This is a genomic window from Spiroplasma endosymbiont of Sarcophaga variegata (assembly GCF_965178695.1).
Lineage (GTDB): Bacteria > Bacillota_I > Bacilli_A > Mycoplasmatales > Mycoplasmataceae > Spiroplasma > Spiroplasma poulsonii.
In genome coordinates, this window is sequence record NZ_CBCXVU010000001.1 from 156,805 (window position 1) to 173,820 (window position 17,016).

The 17,016-nt window shown below is 26.4% G+C and carries 19 protein-coding genes and 2 pseudogenes; 15 read left to right on the forward strand and 6 right to left on the reverse strand.

All coding sequences use genetic code 4. The annotated features are described in order from the left end of the window. Positions 1 to 30 precede the first annotated feature (30 nt). The 14 genes from hisS to ACOBME_RS01025 all read left to right on the forward strand — a co-directional run bounded on the left by hisS (position 31) and on the right by ACOBME_RS01025 (position 10,151). Positions 31 to 1,287 carry a histidine--tRNA ligase gene (hisS, locus tag ACOBME_RS00960; protein WP_338963429.1) on the forward strand — a complete coding sequence of 419 codons (1,257 nt, stop codon included), beginning with the start codon at positions 31 to 33 and terminating at the stop codon, positions 1,285 to 1,287. Further along, positions 1,287 to 3,020: an aspartate--tRNA ligase gene (gene aspS, locus ACOBME_RS00965; RefSeq protein WP_338963427.1), complete on the forward strand. Its 1,734-nt coding sequence runs from the start codon at positions 1,287 to 1,289 to the stop codon at positions 3,018 to 3,020. Before hisS ends, aspS begins: the two co-directional genes overlap by 1 nt. A 28-nt stretch (positions 3,021 to 3,048) precedes the next feature. Then, on the forward strand, positions 3,049 to 3,999 hold the full coding sequence (locus ACOBME_RS00970; RefSeq protein WP_338963425.1) for a hypothetical protein: 951 nt from the start codon (positions 3,049 to 3,051) through the stop codon (positions 3,997 to 3,999). A 123-nt stretch (positions 4,000 to 4,122) separates the two neighbouring features. Further along, complete coding sequence (locus tag ACOBME_RS00975; protein WP_004028146.1) at positions 4,123 to 4,338, forward strand: YneF family protein; 216 nt, start codon at positions 4,123 to 4,125, stop codon at positions 4,336 to 4,338. 218 nt (positions 4,339 to 4,556) lie between these two features. Continuing rightward, positions 4,557 to 4,682 carry a hypothetical protein gene (locus tag ACOBME_RS00980; protein ID WP_338963412.1) on the forward strand — a complete coding sequence of 42 codons (126 nt, stop codon included), beginning with the start codon at positions 4,557 to 4,559 and terminating at the stop codon, positions 4,680 to 4,682. A gap of 582 nt (positions 4,683 to 5,264) precedes the next feature. Then, positions 5,265 to 5,525 (forward strand): hypothetical protein, encoded by a 261-nt coding sequence (locus tag ACOBME_RS00985; protein ID WP_419333976.1) that lies wholly within the window; start codon positions 5,265 to 5,267, stop codon positions 5,523 to 5,525. 327 nt (positions 5,526 to 5,852) lie between these two features. Further along, positions 5,853 to 6,926, forward strand: a complete 1,074-nt coding sequence (locus tag ACOBME_RS00990) for a hypothetical protein (RefSeq protein WP_419333978.1) — start codon at positions 5,853 to 5,855, stop codon at positions 6,924 to 6,926. A 145-nt stretch (positions 6,927 to 7,071) separates the two neighbouring features. Beyond that, positions 7,072 to 7,857 (forward strand): hypothetical protein, encoded by a 786-nt coding sequence (locus tag ACOBME_RS00995; protein WP_419333979.1) that lies wholly within the window; start codon positions 7,072 to 7,074, stop codon positions 7,855 to 7,857. A gap of 42 nt (positions 7,858 to 7,899) precedes the next feature. Next, entirely contained in the window at positions 7,900 to 8,037 is a 138-nt protein-coding gene (locus ACOBME_RS01000) for a Y-family DNA polymerase (RefSeq protein WP_419333982.1), read from the forward strand. A 14-nt stretch (positions 8,038 to 8,051) separates the two neighbouring features. Beyond that, on the forward strand, positions 8,052 to 8,465 hold the full coding sequence (locus ACOBME_RS01005; protein ID WP_419333985.1) for a Y-family DNA polymerase: 414 nt from the start codon (positions 8,052 to 8,054) through the stop codon (positions 8,463 to 8,465). A gap of 14 nt (positions 8,466 to 8,479) precedes the next feature. Then, the gene (locus tag ACOBME_RS01010) at positions 8,480 to 8,758 is read left to right on the forward strand and encodes a hypothetical protein (protein WP_338963356.1); all 279 of its coding nucleotides are present in this window, start codon (positions 8,480 to 8,482) and stop codon (positions 8,756 to 8,758) included. 63 nt (positions 8,759 to 8,821) lie between these two features. Beyond that, positions 8,822 to 9,130, forward strand: coding sequence for a hypothetical protein (locus ACOBME_RS01015; protein ID WP_419333987.1), 309 nt, complete (start codon positions 8,822 to 8,824; stop codon positions 9,128 to 9,130). A gap of 27 nt (positions 9,131 to 9,157) precedes the next feature. Next, entirely contained in the window at positions 9,158 to 9,616 is a 459-nt protein-coding gene (locus tag ACOBME_RS01020) for an LbetaH domain-containing protein (protein ID WP_338963351.1), read from the forward strand. A gap of 208 nt (positions 9,617 to 9,824) precedes the next feature. Beyond that, positions 9,825 to 10,151 carry a S1 RNA-binding domain-containing protein gene (locus ACOBME_RS01025; RefSeq protein WP_338963349.1) on the forward strand — a complete coding sequence of 109 codons (327 nt, stop codon included), beginning with the start codon at positions 9,825 to 9,827 and terminating at the stop codon, positions 10,149 to 10,151. 27 nt (positions 10,152 to 10,178) lie between these two features. On the opposite strand, the gene ACOBME_RS01030 is transcribed toward ACOBME_RS01025, so the two are convergent. The 5 genes from ACOBME_RS01030 to ACOBME_RS01050 all read right to left on the reverse strand — a co-directional run bounded on the left by ACOBME_RS01030 (position 10,179) and on the right by ACOBME_RS01050 (position 14,423). Next, the gene (locus tag ACOBME_RS01030; RefSeq protein WP_419333990.1) at positions 10,179 to 10,769 is read right to left on the reverse strand and encodes a hypothetical protein; all 591 of its coding nucleotides are present in this window, start codon (positions 10,767 to 10,769) and stop codon (positions 10,179 to 10,181) included. Between the two features lie 183 nt (positions 10,770 to 10,952). Continuing rightward, positions 10,953 to 11,123 (reverse strand): lipoprotein, encoded by a 171-nt coding sequence (locus ACOBME_RS01035; protein ID WP_338963345.1) that lies wholly within the window; start codon positions 11,121 to 11,123, stop codon positions 10,953 to 10,955. A 400-nt stretch (positions 11,124 to 11,523) separates the two neighbouring features. Then, on the reverse strand, positions 11,524 to 12,267 hold the full coding sequence (locus tag ACOBME_RS01040) for a hypothetical protein (protein WP_338963343.1): 744 nt from the start codon (positions 12,265 to 12,267) through the stop codon (positions 11,524 to 11,526). 277 nt (positions 12,268 to 12,544) lie between these two features. After that, positions 12,545 to 14,059 carry an Mbov_0401 family ICE element transposase-like protein gene (locus ACOBME_RS01045; RefSeq protein ID WP_338963342.1) on the reverse strand — a complete coding sequence of 505 codons (1,515 nt, stop codon included), beginning with the start codon at positions 14,057 to 14,059 and terminating at the stop codon, positions 12,545 to 12,547. Positions 14,060 to 14,162: 103 nt separating this feature from the next. Beyond that, a complete protein-coding gene (locus ACOBME_RS01050; RefSeq protein WP_338963340.1) occupies positions 14,163 to 14,423 on the reverse strand; it encodes a hypothetical protein in 261 nt (86 codons plus the stop codon). Positions 14,424 to 14,777: 354 nt separating this feature from the next. Between ACOBME_RS01050 and ACOBME_RS01055 the strand changes: the two are divergent. Further along, positions 14,778 to 16,229 (forward strand): annotated as a pseudogene (locus ACOBME_RS01055) (spiroplasma phage ORF1-like family protein); the annotation flags it as partial. Positions 16,230 to 16,421: 192 nt separating this feature from the next. Here the strand turns inward: ACOBME_RS01055 and ACOBME_RS01060 are convergent. Further along, positions 16,422 to 17,007 (reverse strand): annotated as a pseudogene (locus ACOBME_RS01060) (spiroplasma phage ORF1-like family protein); the annotation flags it as partial. Between the last annotated feature and the right edge of the window lie 9 nt (positions 17,008 to 17,016).

Here is a 17,016-nt window from a genome sequence, read left to right on the forward strand (position 1 = left end):
TAGTTTTTTATTTAGAGAGGAAAGAAAGTTATGAATATTCAAAAACCACGGGGAACCGAAGACATCTATTATAAAAAAGCTAGTGAATTAAGTGCATTAGAATTAATTTTACGAGATATTGTGATGCAGTATAATTATCATGAAATTAGAACACCAATCTTTGAAGCAAAGGATTTATTTGTTCGTGCTGTTGGCAATGAAACTGATATTGTGACTAAAGAAATGTTTGAATTATTAGATAAAAAAGAACGTGAATTTGTGTTGCGCCCAGAAGCAACCGCGCCTGTGATTCGTAGTATTTTAGAAGATAAATTATATGGGAAATATGAATTACCATTAAAATTGTTTTATCTTGGGAGTATGTTTCGTTATGAACGACCACAACATGGGCGATTACGACAATTTAATCAGTTTGGTGTTGAAGTTGTTGGGGTAAAAAATTACTTATTAGATGTTGAAGTAATCTTACTTGGTTATAATCTTTTAAAAGCGCTTGGTTTATCAAATCTTACTTTAAAATTAAATTACTTAGCAGTTGGGGCAGAACGGACAAAATACATTGCAGTTTTAAAAACGTTTTTAAAAACACAAGATTTATGTGCTGATTGTGCTATTCGGGTGGAAAAAAATCCATTGCGAGTATTAGATTGTAAAATTGATAATAAAAAATTTGATCAAGCTCCCAAAATTTATGATTATTTAACAGAAAGTGATCAAACCGAATTTAATAATTTACAAAATATTTTAACAAAATTAGCAATTCCATTTGTATTAGATCATAAATTAGTCCGAGGGTTAGATTATTATACGTCACTTGTCTTTGAAGTTGTTGTTGATAAACAAGAACGAGAATTAACGTTATTAGGCGGGGGCCGATATGACCAATTAGTAAATAGTTTTGAACCTAGTTTAGATTATCCAGCAGTTGGTTTTGCGCTAGGATTAGAACGATTATTATTAACGTTAGCAGAAAATGAAATTAAGTTAGCAGATGAACCTTATTTAGATGTTTATTTAATTTGTTTATCTGATCATACCCGTTATTTTGCATCACCATTGTTATTACTATTACGCGGAAGTGGTTTTCGTGCTGATTGTGATTATTTATCACGTAGTGTTAAAGCACAGTTTAAATCATTAGAACGGTTAAAAGCAAAGAATGCAATTATTATTGGTGATGAAGAATTGAAAAAGAATGTTGTTAAAATTAAAAACCAAACAACTGGTAAAGAGCAAGAAGTTAAGTTTGAAAAAATTATTACATTTTTAAGTAAGGAGAATAAATAATGAAGAGAACACACACCTGTGGGGAATTAACATTAAAGAATGTTAAAACAAAAGTTGTTTTAGAAGGATGAGTGGCGAAAAATCGCCGTATGGGAGGCATTATTTTTTTAGATTTACGTGATCGGGAAGGTATTACTCAAATTGTGGTTGAACCGAAACATCCTCAGTATGAGATGATAAACAGTATTCGTAATGAATTTGTTATTCGTGTTGAAGGAGTTGTTGTTGAACGAAAAAATAAGAACTCAAAGTTAAAAACAGGTGAAATTGAAATTAGTGTAACAACAGTAACAATTTTATCAAAAGCACAAACGACCCCTTTAATTATTAATGATGTTACTGATGCTTTAGAAGATGTCCGAATGAAATATCGTTACTTAGATTTACGCCGCCCAGTAATGCAACAAAAAATTATGTTACGAAATCATTTAATAAATATAATTAGCCAGTTTTTACAAGAACAAAAATTTATTGATATTGAAACACCAATTTTAAATAAATCAACCCCAGAAGGAGCGCGTGATTTTTTAGTGCCATCACGACAAAGTTTACATAATTTTTATGCCTTACCACAATCACCACAGTTATTTAAACAATTGTTAATGTTAGCTGGCTTTGATAAGTACTTTCAAATTGCAAAATGCTTTCGTGATGAAGACTTACGAAGTGATCGCCAACCAGAATTTACCCAATTAGATTTGGAAATGAGTTTTGTTGAACGAGAAGATATTTTTGTGTTGGTTGAAGCACTATTTAAAGTTGTGATGGATGAAGTAATGAACGTTAAAATTAAAACGCCATTTATGCAAATGAATTATGATGATGCAATTGAAAAATATGGAACAGATAAACCAGATATGCGTTATGATTTACAATTGTTTGATGCAACAACTATTTTTGCTCAAACAACTTTTAGTATTTTTGCTAACGCCTTACAAAATAATCTTAGTTTAAAAGGGATTTTTATTCCACATTTAGTAACAAAAAAACAAGTAGAGGAATTAACTCGCATTGTGCAACAGAATAAAGCAAAAGGATTAGCATGAGTTAAACAAGAAAATAATGTATGAGAAGGGTCAATTGCAAAATTTATTAGTGATGCTGAAAAAACAGCATTATTAAAAATTAGTAATAATCAAACGGGAACGTTCTTTTTTGTTAGTGATGAAAAAAGTGTTACTTGCCAAGCATTAGGAGCGGTTCGGGTTGAATTGGCAAAGATGTTTGCTTTAATTCCACCGAATGAATATCATTTCTTATGAATTGTTAATTGGCCATTGTATGAATGATCGGATGAAACAAATCGTTATGAAGCAGCTCATCACCCTTTTACAGCACCAACAACAGAATATTTAAATAATTTTGAACAAAATTTAGCAACTGCCCGTGCTAATGCTTATGATTTAGTCTTAAATGGTTATGAAATTGGTGGGGGAAGTATTCGAATTCATCAAAGTGAGATTCAACAAAAAATGTTTCAATCATTACAATTAAGTGCTAAAGAAATTGAAAGTAAATTTGGATGATTCTTAAATGCTTTTAATTATGGCGTACCACCACATGGGGGGATTGCCTTTGGTCTTGATCGATTAGCAATGATTTTAACAAATAGTGATTCAATTCGTGATGTAATTGCTTTTCCGAAGAATGCTTCGGGAAGTGATCCAATGACAGAAGCACCAAATTCAGTTGATTCAAAACAATTAGATGAATTAGGAATTAAGTTAAAATAGAAAGATTTAAGATAAAGAAGGAATTAAAATGTCAACGTATGAGGAAATGTTGTTAATAACAAATAACAGCATATATCAGTTTGCACCAAATGTGATAGCTAAACTTGGTAATTTAACAAAGAATAGTTATCGTAAAAAAATTAAGTTTAAAGAAGAACTTTATTTTTTTGAGTATTTTGACCAAAAGATTATTTTTTATAAAATGAATGACTTAACAATAACAAAAATTAAGCAAATTTCATTGCCACAAGCATTAATAATAAAGTGTGTTAATTTTTCACAATCAACAACAGAAGAACTTTTGGTATATTATTTGTATCAAAAAAAAGACCAAGCAGGAATTTATTTAGCTTATTATAATTTATCGACAAATCAACAAACCGTTATTTTTGATGAGAAATTACAACTTAATGAAATTTTTGCTAGTTGCTCATTATTTGAAAGTGAATATTTAGTGGTTACTTTTCCAGAAGATAATACTAAAAAATTAATTCGGTTCCATAATTACCAATGAGATATTATTGCTTCGTTTCGAGATGATGAAACTAAAAATGTGCTAATGATGGTTATTAATAACTATTTATATATTGCAATCGATTTGGTTTTATATCGGATGACAAACTCTTTAAAACCAACATTAGTTGTTGAAACGCTTTTTGAAAAGCAGAGCATTATCGGTTTAACGGCTAGTCCGACATGGGATAATAACCATTATTTTTATTTACTTTTAAATGATGGTAGTTTATATCGTAATAATATTTTAACTAATGATTTAACATTAATAACAAAGCTTACTGTTAATAATAATGTTGTTTTAACTGTTCAGTTAATTACCTTTTGGAAGAGCAATCTTCTTATTGCTGGCCAACAAACACAAGGTGATTTAAAAACTGATATTTTATTTTTTATTACACAAAATAAAAATATTACTATTCAAAAATTAGAAACCAACCTTAATATTACCGAAATATGAGGATAATGTTCTATTTTTTTGTCTTTTGAGATGAAATATGAAGATAATATTTAACTAATATCTTAAAATATGTTAAAATATTATAGGAATTATAGGGTAATTAATAGAATATAAAAGGAGGAGTTTCAAATGCCGTGATGAGCAGGACTTATTATAGGAATTGGTTGTTTAGTTATTGGTGGGGTATTAGGATTTTTAATTACAAAAAAAATTGTACAAAAACAATTACGTGATAATCCTCCAATTACTGAAAAACAAATTCGGGCAATGTATATGCAAATGGGAAGAAAACCTTCTGAAGCAGACATTAAAAAAGTAATGAATTCAATGAAACGAGCTAAATAATTTTGTTGAAGAACTTTATTAATTTTTTGCAAATGTAATCTTAAACATCAATTAATAAAACAAATCTTTGTAATAAGAGATTATAAATTTTATTAATTGATGTTTTTTAATTTTGCAAAAGTTATTGTAAAAATTATTTTCATAATAAAAGATATATAATAGTTGTAATAGTTGATGGTTAGGGATTAAACAAAACAAAAGGAGAGAAAGGAATAGTTATGAAAAAAAATTTAAGTTTAGTAGGTGTATTAATAATTAGTGGGACAAGTATGCCAACGTTTATTACCGTTAGCAAATATGAAAAACAAAATAATGGTACTAATACAAAAAATTATACTATTTAATGGTAATGATGAACGTATTAAAACTGATGAAGAGGATAATTTTAGTTATTTTGAGCTTTTGTTAAAACCAGAAACTTTTGAAAATTTAGCACGCACTTATTATTCAAATAAGAACGATAAACTGTTATTTAGTAACGCTTTTCTAGAATTTGCTAAAAAAATATAACCGGAATATACGGGAATTCGCCCGACTATGCTCTTGGGGAAGCTATATGAGATCATTGAAATGAAATTATTGAGGTATATAAGAACAGTTCTAAAGACAAAAGAATAAAAATTAATTATAGATTATATACTTCTGTGATTTCTATGAATATTGATCATTTTAATGTTTCCATTGCCCCTAATGACACAATATTATATCCAAATTCATATGTTAAAAAATTAAATGATGATTTTAAAAGTGATTTAATAAAGTGAGAAAAAGTTGATCTAGGAATCATTGGATATTGAAATTATAAAAAAAGAAGAACTTTTGAGTCTTAGTGAAGGTTTTTATTAAAATTAAAAATAAAAGATAATTCTAAAATTTATTCAATAGGAAATATAAAAAATGATTTTATTTTTAATACTAAAGTTAATTTGAAAAAAATCAATGATATTCTTGTTAATGATCCAAAAGTACAATTATGATTATATAATTTAAAAGATTGAAAAAAGAGAATAAAACGTGAAATTATAGAAGATGTTCCTAAACTTTCTGAGGCTCAAAAGAATATATGAAGAGATAACGTTGCAGAACAAATGAAAAGCTATATTAGAGATTGAGGTTATATTTTAAATCTAATAGAAATTGATTTAAAAATAGAAAAATTAAATAATTCAATAAATAATTTAAAGTAGTACTACAACAAAAGTTGCTAGTCAAATAACTAAATATATTCCTCATTTTGGGGAAATTTTAAGTGAAGTATTTGGAGTAATGTCTGTTTTGTGTCAAGTTTAAAAAGATTTAGTTTACTTAGGTTTATCGTTTACAATTTGTTATACAGAGTAATAAGTATAGTTTGATATTAAATAAAATAAATGTTTAGTATAAATGCATTTTTTAAAAATACTGATTAGAACTCAGTCTTTTTAAATGATAAAAATAGTTTTAATTACGGGGTATTTTTTTCAAGTTAAAATTGTAGTATAATATATAAGTAAAAACATATGGGGGTTTTAATAATGGGGGATATGAAAAAAGTCATTGATTATTGAGATGATTATGATCCAAATGAATTTGATCCAGCAAAACGTCTAACTTCAATTGTTAAAACAAATGCTGATGAAATTCGTTTGGAACGAAACATTGTTAACAATGTTGAGACCACGGATGACTATGAAACATTTTCATATTATAATAATAAATTTAATGTTAATCAAAACCAGGATGATGAGGTTTTTAATGAAAGTGGTAGTTATGATGAATTAGCAACCGATGAGGAACTTGAAAGTTTATCAAATCGATCAGAAAAAATAGTTGAAATTGATCAATCAGAAGAACTAAATGATTTAGATGAATTAAATTTAAATAATGAAAACCGTTTTGTCCCTCTTGACGAAAACGATACCCTTGAACCAGTTTTAAATGTTAACCAAATTTATGATCGTTGACAAAAATCAAAAACTAATTTGGTTACACGAAAATTAGATGTTCTTCGTAATCGAGTACAAAAGCCGCGTGTTGAAGGCCGTCGAAAATATAGTTTTCTTGTTCCTGAGACATTAGAAGAATTACTTAATAAACCAGCAAAAGTTGTGTTGGATGCAACACCTCGTGCTGGTGGGGATGAAATTTATTCGGAAAAAAAATACTTTAATAATGCTGATTTATTGTTAAAAGTGCAAGGAGAAGATGCTGTTAAACCAAAAGGTAATGATTTAGGAACTAATCCAAATCATGAAAATTTAACTTTTACAGAAGAAAATATCACAACTATTCTTGATGAAAATGCAATAAATCATAATCCTGCGTTGAGTGATATCTTAAAGAATGCAAAGAAAAACATTGCAATTAGTAAAGAAGAAGCAATTTTTATTGATGAAAATGATGTTTTAGACCCTGACCATTTAAGTTATGAACAACGATTACGATTATTAAAATTAGCAGCTGATCCAAATAATGATGAACGAAAAAAACGGTTACAAATGAAGCTAAACAACGGTAGTTTAAGTTCATTATCAGAAATTGTTAAAAAGCGACTACAAAGAATTAATGCAGGTGAAATTGAATTAACCGAAGAAAAAAACCAAAAGTAAAGCTGATGGGCAAAATAACCCTTGATCGCCTAGACAAATCAGTTTTTATTTTATGAAAAAAACTAATTTTTATTAATAGACTCTATTAATGTTGTTATTTTCAAGTTATAATAGGATAAATGAGTACAAGCAAAGGATGATTGAAATGATGTTAGGAAATAGTGAAATTGCCTTTATTTTAATTGGATTTTTTGTTGCAATTAATATTATTGTGATAATTTTTTTAATTGTTTCTTATCGAAATATTTTAGTACCAATTCCAAATTTAAATAATACTCCTAGTCAAACAATGACATCTTTAGAAGTAATTGATCGTTATTTAACCAAAAAGAAAATTAGTGGGTTAAAAGTAGTACGAAAACCACATCAAGTGTTAATTACTAATTCTTATAAAAAGAAAACGTTTTATATTAATGATTTACAATTATTTAATCAGTCTTATTTTTTATCAGGGATGGGGTTAGATTATGTTTTAGGACGTACTTTTTTTGCTACACAGTTACACTTAAAAAATCGTCATATACGAACAATGAATTTTTTATTATATGTGGCACCGCCATTATTATTGTTTTTATTTTTAATATTATCAATTCTTATTATTATTTTTTATGTTTTAATAAAAGTGGATCCAAGTTTACTAGATTTTAATTTTTTTTATTTCATTGAACATTATGGCATTTTAAATTCAATCTTAATTTTTATTATTGCAGTTTATTTAATTTTATTAGGTTTTAATGGCCATTTTAAACAAAACTTAGAAAATTTGTATGAAACAGAAATGCGTCCATTTGTTAAGAAAGAATTTCCCGAATTATATGATGATTGAATTATTGCTCGTAGTTATGCTCGTGGAATTCAATTTACCTATTTATTTGGTTATAATTTTATTTTTAAACGGATTTATAAATATACTGGTCCATTTGGTTTATAAGAAGAGGGTAGGGGAGTTTTGTTATGAAAGTTATTTTTCATATTGATATGAATAGTTTTTTTTGCTAGTTGTCACCAAGCATTAGATCCCCAGCGGGAATTAAAACCATTAGTGGTATCTTCACCCTCACGAAGAGCGATTGTGACAACAGCAAATTATGCGGCACGAAAATTAGATTAGGAATTAATAGTCCAATGCCCCTTTATAAGGCAAAAGAAATTTATCCTAATTTAGAAGTTGTTAATCATGATTTTGGGTTATATGTTGAATTTGCCCAAAAATTATTTGATTTTATTAGTTCGCATTATACTAATCAAATTGAAGTTGCTTCAATTGATGAATGTTATATTGATGTAACAGATATTTATTTAAAGTATGGTTCAGCAATGCAATTAGCAGTTGACATGCAACAAAATGTTTTTCAACAGTTAAGGTTATCAAATAGTATTGGTATCTCATATAATAAATCTTTAGCAAAAATTGCTAGTGATTTAAAAAAACCAATGGGAATTACGTTAATTCGTCCAGAAGATGTTCCAAATCTTGTTCATCCGTTACCGGTTAATATAAACTATTTGGAATTGGTCAACAAACAACAAAACGGTTAAATGCGCTTGGAATTATGACAATTAAAGATTTAGCAGAGTTTCCTGATTTTGCCTTATTAGAGACAATCTTGGGTAAACCGGCAAGTAGGTTTGTAGAACGAGCAAAGGGTGGGGGAAGTGATGAATTATTATTGGAGCATAATCAGTTAAAACAAATTGGCAATGAAACAACGGTAGAATATTATTTGGTTAACTTTGAAGAAATTAAAAATAAAATTTATTTATTAGCAAAGCATGTAAGTCAACGTGCACAAAAAAGAACAATGGTTGGTATGTTGTTTATGTTACTTTAAAAAATAGTAATCGAAAACGTTTTACCAAGCAGCAAAGAATCCAAAACTATACTAATCTGCTAGATGAGATTTATTCAACCGCTATTTAGATTGTTTGACCAATTTTGAACAGGTGAACCAATTCGATTAATTGGGGTTGGGTTACGAGGAATTATTAGTAAATATGATATTAAAGAGCAAATTTCTCTTGATGCATTACCTAACTTGCAAGTTGAAAGTTCAACAGTTAAGTTAATTAAAGAAATTAATAAAAAATATCGCAAAGATATTTTATTAACTGGTCAAAAATTAGAGGAATTAAAGTATGTTTTACAGGCACAAACAAAATATATTCAAGCAGATCAACGAATTTTAGATGAAACACAAAGGTAAGGAACAAGGATAATTAGTAAGAAAGCTATGATAATTCCACCAACCAGTAAGAAAAACCCTAAAATTAGTGGTTTCTATTTAATTAAAAATTATATTACTAATCCAAATATTGAAATTGGTGATTATACTTATTATCATTGTGATCAAGAACAAGAAGCAATTGAATTTCAAAATAAAAACATTTTATATCATTTTCCATATTTAAATGATCAAATTATTATTGGGAAGTTTTGTTCAATTGCTAAAAATGTTAAATTTCTAATGAATGGTGCTAATCATAATTACCAGAATTTTTTAAGTTATCCATTAGCATTTTTAACTGATGATCAAAATTTAATTACAACGCTTCGGGAAAATACCCCACAAAAAGGAAATACAGTTATTGGTTATGATGTTTGAATTGGCTATAATGCCATTATTTTACCTGGTATTAAAGGCGATAATTTGGGCCAAATGAACCTTTGATTAATATTCGTAGTAGATTAAAAAATGTTTTATATATATTAAATACAACAATACGACCTTGTTTAGGGAATTTTACATCAAGACAACATTTTAAAAAAATATTTGTTCATTAATTAGTTAATGTATATAATAAAAATAATAAAATCTATTAATTATTTTTGTGTTTAACAAATTATTTTCAGCACTTTAATAATATAATTAGAGGTTTAGTAAAGGAGAAAAAAATATTATGTATGATAAAAATAACAAAATTATTGTAAAAATAACAAATATTACTCCCTATGGTGCTTTTTGTAGAGCAGGAAAGGCTGATGGTTTAATCCATATTAGTGAAGTTTCAGATTATTTTGTTAAAGATATTAAAGATTTTTTTGATATTGGTGATGAAATTGAAGTTGAGGTGCTTGATTTTAATACAGTTAGAAAACATCTTAAATTAAGTTATAAAAATTGTCACCCTGAATTATTAAAAAATGATGATAAAGAAATTCAGGAAATAAAAACAGCATTCCAAAACTTAAATAAAAAACAAGATAAAACAGACAGTTTACAATAATATAAAAGTTAATATATGTTTCAATAACTAACTTTTTTTGTTATTAATTTCTTCTCTATTAATAATTAAATAAGAATACTTCATGTCTTTTGTGAGATAAGGTGGTTCTTCATAAAATTTCATTTCAAACTTAATTAACATTGTCCCTTCTTTTAAGGGTTCTCTTCCATTAAATTCAACAAAAAAGATTTTTCCTTCTTGTAAATCGTCTTTAGTTGCAGTAGTTACTTTATCTGCTGTTAAAATTCTGCCAATGACTAAATTAGAATCAATGGCTCATTCAGGACTAATTGAACTTTTTAAAATATTAGCAATTCATTCTTCATTATTTAAATAATAATTTCATTTTTGTTTAATTAATTTTACATCTAATTTTTGATTTATGTCCTGTTTACTATAATAATGAAAGGTCATATTAAAATTACTTGTTTGATTAAGTGCTATTTCTATTTCAGAAACATCAAGTTGAATTTTTTGCAGTTTTTCAAGTTTAAATCCAACAGGAACGGTTCCTGTTAAACGACCAATACCATTAATTTTGGCAAAAAAAGTTCCTCCTGTATGGAAATCTTCTTTAGTTGCAATAGTTACTTTATCCGCTGTTAAAATTTTACTCATTTCAAAATCAGTAACATCATATCTTATTTCTCGACCAATCACATCGCTGATTATTCGTTTATAAGCATAATAGAAATTTTCTACATTAATTTAGTTACTAATGTATTACATAGTATTTTCATAATAATAAATACTCCTATTATTAACAGCAATGTATTGTCAGAAACCTTCATCAATTTCATCTTAAGCTAAAGAAATACCATTAAAATTTTTTACTGCCTTTTCTTCCTCATTTTTATTTTCTTCGTTATTTTTATCCTTCTTATCAATAACATTATCTTTACAAGCGGTAACACCGCTTGTCCCTACACCAGTTAAAGTTACTACACTTAAAATATTTAATAGTTTTTTCATATATGTTATTTTCCTTTCTAAATAATTTATATAGTACGTGTGAAATATTTTTCAATATAATGTATTTAAAACAAAAATTATAAAAAATCAATAATTAGATTGTTCTATAATCTATGTTTTTAATTCTAACAAAAAGAAAAATATATATAAAAAGAATTCAATAAATATGTTTTATCAAATAATTTGCAAATTATTTGATAAAACATACAAAAAATTATTTTTTTTAGAACAATATTTTAATTTAACCTTGAAAAACTTAATTTAGTTTAATCATCATTTAATTGTCTCAGCATCTTTAATTCTTTTTCCCATTATATTGTATTTTATCTTGCTTGCATTTACAATCTAGAAAAACAAAAAACAGGTTTAAGTTATAATAAACTTAAACCTGTTTTAATTATTAAGCATCTTCTTTATAATATTTATTTCATGAAGCAATATCATCACTATCTTCTTTTTTAGTTCCTTCTAATGCTGCTTCACTTTCGCGATCAAGATTTTTTTCTTCAACAGTTTCTTTAGTGCGGTCAACAATGAAATCATTTTCTGGTGCAGTTCGATTTTGTAATGATGAAATCTGCATTCTCATTCGTGACATTGTTAGATTATTATATTTAAATTCAATAATTCATTGAATTGGCAATGTTAATGGATCAATTTTTTCCGAATTACGAATCAACATTAATAACATATTAATGAACTTTCCAAAACCTTCTTCACCAACTCAATGATCCATTTCTAATGGATCATGTACTAATTGGTTTTTAACTAAATTATAATTTGAAGCATGTACTTCAGTAATTCTTTCAGCTCACTCTGATTCCGAAATTAAATAAAAGTTAGTTAATAAACTACAATTAAATAAATGTTGTTGATTTTTAAATAATGAAAAATTAAATTTATCAACAATAATGGCACTAATACTAATTGTTAGACCTGACAAATCAATTACATCATTCATTCAACGAAAAATTGCTTGAACATAACGAAGAATAAATTTTAATTTTCCCGATGAATAAAGAACTGTTTTTCAACTTTCATAATCAAATTGATATTCTGCATCATGACGGACCTTGCGAATGTTTTCATCAGGTTCTAAGTCCAAGAACTCTTCAGCTGATAAAATTATCATATCTTTTTTCATATGACTACTCCCCTATAAAGATAACCTATCTATTTAATTTAACTTACTAATGAATTATACCATAAACTTAGGAATAAAACCATCTGTTAACCGATAAAGTTTTAGATGGTTGGAATAAAGTAAGTGTTTGTTCAATAGACATAAATTTAATGCTTTTATACCAAAAAGCATTAACAAGACTTTGTCTTTTTAAGTTACTCTAATTAAACTATGAATATTTATAATCTGCAACAGCAAAAATGCAAATTATCAAAATTTGCTTTAAATTATTATCTAATTAGTTTTTTGAAGTAAGGATTTTTCGTATCAATTTTGTAATTCCTCTATCTTTTGATTTTAAGATTGGAACTGAACCTTGTTTTGGTTCATAATCATAATTTTCATTTGTGGGATGCAATCACATATTTTGACGATAATATTCTGTTGCTTCTTTAACTTCATCAATATGTTCTTTAATAATGAGTTGAATTGGATCCCATTGATTAACCTTTGCCATTCGCATCGATAACATATTACGAAAGACAATCTCACTATATGCTTTTGCCCCGTAGGATTTTAATGCTTTAACATTATGGGAAATTTGTGATTCAGTTTGACACCCAATATAATACTCATTCTTATAATTTCTAATACCATTAGTATTTGTAGTCACATATTGAATTAATTTTTTAACTTTGTCTTTTTTGTCTTTTAAAAATGGATATACTTCTTGCATTTCTTTTGTTAAAAATGGTTTTAAATAATCTAAGATATAATCAATTTCTCCTTTTCGAATAAAAGCAGATAAATCTTGATAAATTGCTTTTTTCTGTTTTTCTTCTATTGTTAGCACTTTTTTTGATTCATTACTTAATCGACGAAAATTAAAGCAACGACGAACTTTAGTCATTAAATGAAACTCATCTAAGATATAGTCTGATTTAAAATATTCTGCTATTTTTTTAATCCATTCAGCGCCACCACCCATTACTATTAATTGTTTATCTGTTAGGTCATAATTATTGTTAATAAATTCCTTTAATAATTGACGATATTCTTTCATTTTAAGATTTACATTTTTTGACATCACTGTTAATAATCGCTTATTTTGTAAAAAATGTCGTTTCTTACTAGATTTTTGTCAATCAATTCCAGTATGTAAATATGCCAAACGAACCATATTCTTATCAATCTTTTTATATTTTTTAAAAATTTTAGTAAAAGTATCATCTAATCCCAAATAAATGTATTTATTGTCGGACTTTATTTTATTATGAAGGACAGTATGTTTAAAGTTTTCATTAATTTCCGCCAAATCAACGCTCCGAAAAATATTTGAAACAGTCATCGGAGTAATTTTTGAATCTTTATATTTATCAATGATGTCTTGGTAACGTTTCCCAGAATCCAATTCCTTAAGAACTTTTATATACAAGTCAAAATGAATTCGCTGATATGGTTTTCGCCCCATTTCAGCGTCTAACAAAAAAACGAATCGATTACTACCATGTTTACCATCCTCGTTCAATTTATTTGGATCATAATGTTTAAATAATGTTCGTTGATAAGTAACGTGTCCTCATTCTGTAATTGTTGTTATTTTTCTTTTGCCATAAAGTTTATACTTGTTATATCCACCCGAATATTTATCCCGCAGTTTTTGATCTCATTCTTCATAGTAACATTTTATTTCATTGCACATTCGCTTACTAAAAGCATCTTTAATTTTAGCTAGATCGTCAATTTGCTTAGTTACCATATTAAAACTGCTATTTTCTGACAGTAAAAAATCATTAAAATTAATATCACTCATTTTGTATGCCTCATTCTGATTTTGATTAGTTTTTAATAATTGATACGATTCTTTACATATATTATACCATGAGAAAAGAAAAACTGGATTTCAGGTTCCAGTTCTAATCATAGATATGTAAGACTTCACTTCTTGTCATTAATGTAAATCATTTACTAACATAAAAATCTTTTCACTTTTTAGTTAGTTTTACTTCATCTAACCGAAGTTCTTTTTCAATATTAGACTTTAATTTGCCTTCATTATTAAAATAAAATGTAACATAATGTTTATCATTATCTACTATTTTAAATTCAATACTTGTAATAATTCCATTATCTTCATAAATCGTAAACGGAATAATTGCTGCATTTAATTCAGCCAACAGTTGGCATAAGATATCTTGATCAGGTGTTAACTTAAAATCTGATAAGTAATATTCACCAGATTTGACTTCTTTATCATTCTTATAAAAATTAACTGAATCATTAAAAAATTGTTGTATTCTAATTCATTCATCATAACAGAGCCGAAGCCGGAACCAGAACTACCACCAGAAAATAGTAGTTGAAAAATAGTTAATAATAAATATATTCCGAGAGATAACGGATGATATATTGTGATTTATCAACAATTTGATATATTACGAATAGATAAAATTGATAGTACAAAACAATGGGGTACTGAGGGAGCAATGGGAAAATCATTAGATATTCTTTATCATTGAACAAAAACAAATGAACCTGAAACACCAGAAATAAATTCTAAAACAGGTAAGTTTAAATGATATGATGAATATTAAGAAAATGTTCGTACTTTTTTGCTTAAATATATTGATGTTATTGTACAAGAAAATATCCGAATTCAGCAAGGTGGAAATCCAAACTATGATGATCCGAATTTGGGCAGTGAAAGAATAATTTTTGATTTTGAAATTATCAATAATTTAGATAAGTCTGATACTGGTACAATTTTAACTAAAAAATCAATTTATCGAATGATTTTAACAATTGATGAAAAGAAAAATATTATTGCTGGTAGTTTATAATTAACACATTTTAAACAATATTGGGATGGTAATAATGCAAATAGTTATCGGTATACTGATGATTTAGGTTTTTTGTTTACTTTTATGAAAGAAAAAGAAGATACTTTTAATTTTAGTGCTGAAACATATAATTATAATCAAGGTAATACTCCCAATACTGGTAAAATTGTTTTTGAACAGATGAAAGGTCAAATTGATATTAATAAATTTTTAAAAGCTTTTTTTGCGCATGCTTTGGTACCTGTATTTTAAAATCGCAGTAATTTTATTGAAAGTGGATATATTGATAATTTACAATACAACACTGTTTTAATTAATTTTTTTGGTTTAAAATTGATTAATTTTAGAGATGTTTTAATTGATGAAACTAATACTAATAAAAATCAATTTGAAAAACTATTAAATAGTATGTTCACGGTTTCGCAAAACTTTTATAAAGATTATTTACGCACCATTTTTGATTTAGAAAATAATACTTATGTGCAAGGATATAATAAAAAATATGGTTTATTAGCAAATAATGGTTTTAAAATTTACCCACGATATTTTTATTTTTCTGATAAATACAAGCAATTAGATATTAAATTGTATTCAGCATTTAAAAATCGGTTTTATAATACAAATTATGGTAATGTATTTAATTATGATTTTTCAGTTGCAAATAATTATAATATTAATCAAAATGAAGGTTATATTTTTGAAGGTGTTTTAAAAGATAAATATGGTTTAAAATATAAAAAAATTGAAGAACAAAAAATTGGTTATAATGTTTTTGAATTACAAGCCCAAAAAGAAAATGATATGTACCGTTATTATGATTTTAATTTTGGGATTTACAACTGACAAGAAATAAACAACGGTGGATTATTCCCTGATGGGCAATGATGACAAGCCCAATATGAAAGTTGTAGTTGATATAATTTAGCGTGTCATATAAAAAATGCCGCAATTTGAGTTGTAAATAATATTCCCGGTGTTAAACAAGTAAATGAATTAGCAAGCGGTGTTGGTAAAATATTTCAAACAATATATAGTTTTTTTAATCGAACATTTGAGGTATGAAAATTTAGTCCAGCATTATATAGTACAATAACAAATATATTTTTATTAATTATCTTTATGAAATTTGTTCGATTAATATAAAAAGGACTTATTAGTCCTTTTGTTCTTTTCAATCAGTAATTTTAACTGTTTTAGAATCTATTTCTGGTGTTTCAGGTTCATTTGTTTTTGTTCAATTATAAAGAATATCTAATGATTTTCCCATTGCTCCCTCAGTACCCCATTGTTTTGTACTATCAATTTTATCTATTTGTCATATATCAAATTGTTGATAAATCACAATATATCATCCGTTATCTCTCGGAATATATTTATTATTAATTTTTTCTCAATCTTGAAACTTTAAATTAACTTGTTGCAAATTATCAACACTTTTTTCTAATTTGTTTATAATTTCAACTGTATTAAAATACTTTGCAAAAGAATAAGAAAAATTAGTTAATTCTTTTAAAAATTGTTTTTTATCAACATCATAGAACTTATAAATATTATATTGTTTAGCATAAATATCTCAATTTTTATATAAATCCATAAACTCATCACTAGGCTTATCAAATGAAATTCCGGTAGAATAACTATCTTTTAAAAAATCTAAGTATCATTTATCATTATAAGTTAATGATTGTGAAGTTTTTAAATTTGGATTAATAAAGTAATTTGTTTCTGACCAATTTTCAAAAAAACTACTACGTAAAAACATTGTATTAATAAAGTCTGTTTCATTTATTCCTGTTGCTTGCTGTTCAATGTTATAAGTTTGTTGGTTCGAAGGTTTAAATGCCGTTAAAGTAATAAATGGAATAATTAAACCTAAAATACCTAAAATAGATATGGCAAATAAAGATAATGATTTTTTCATATTTATAAT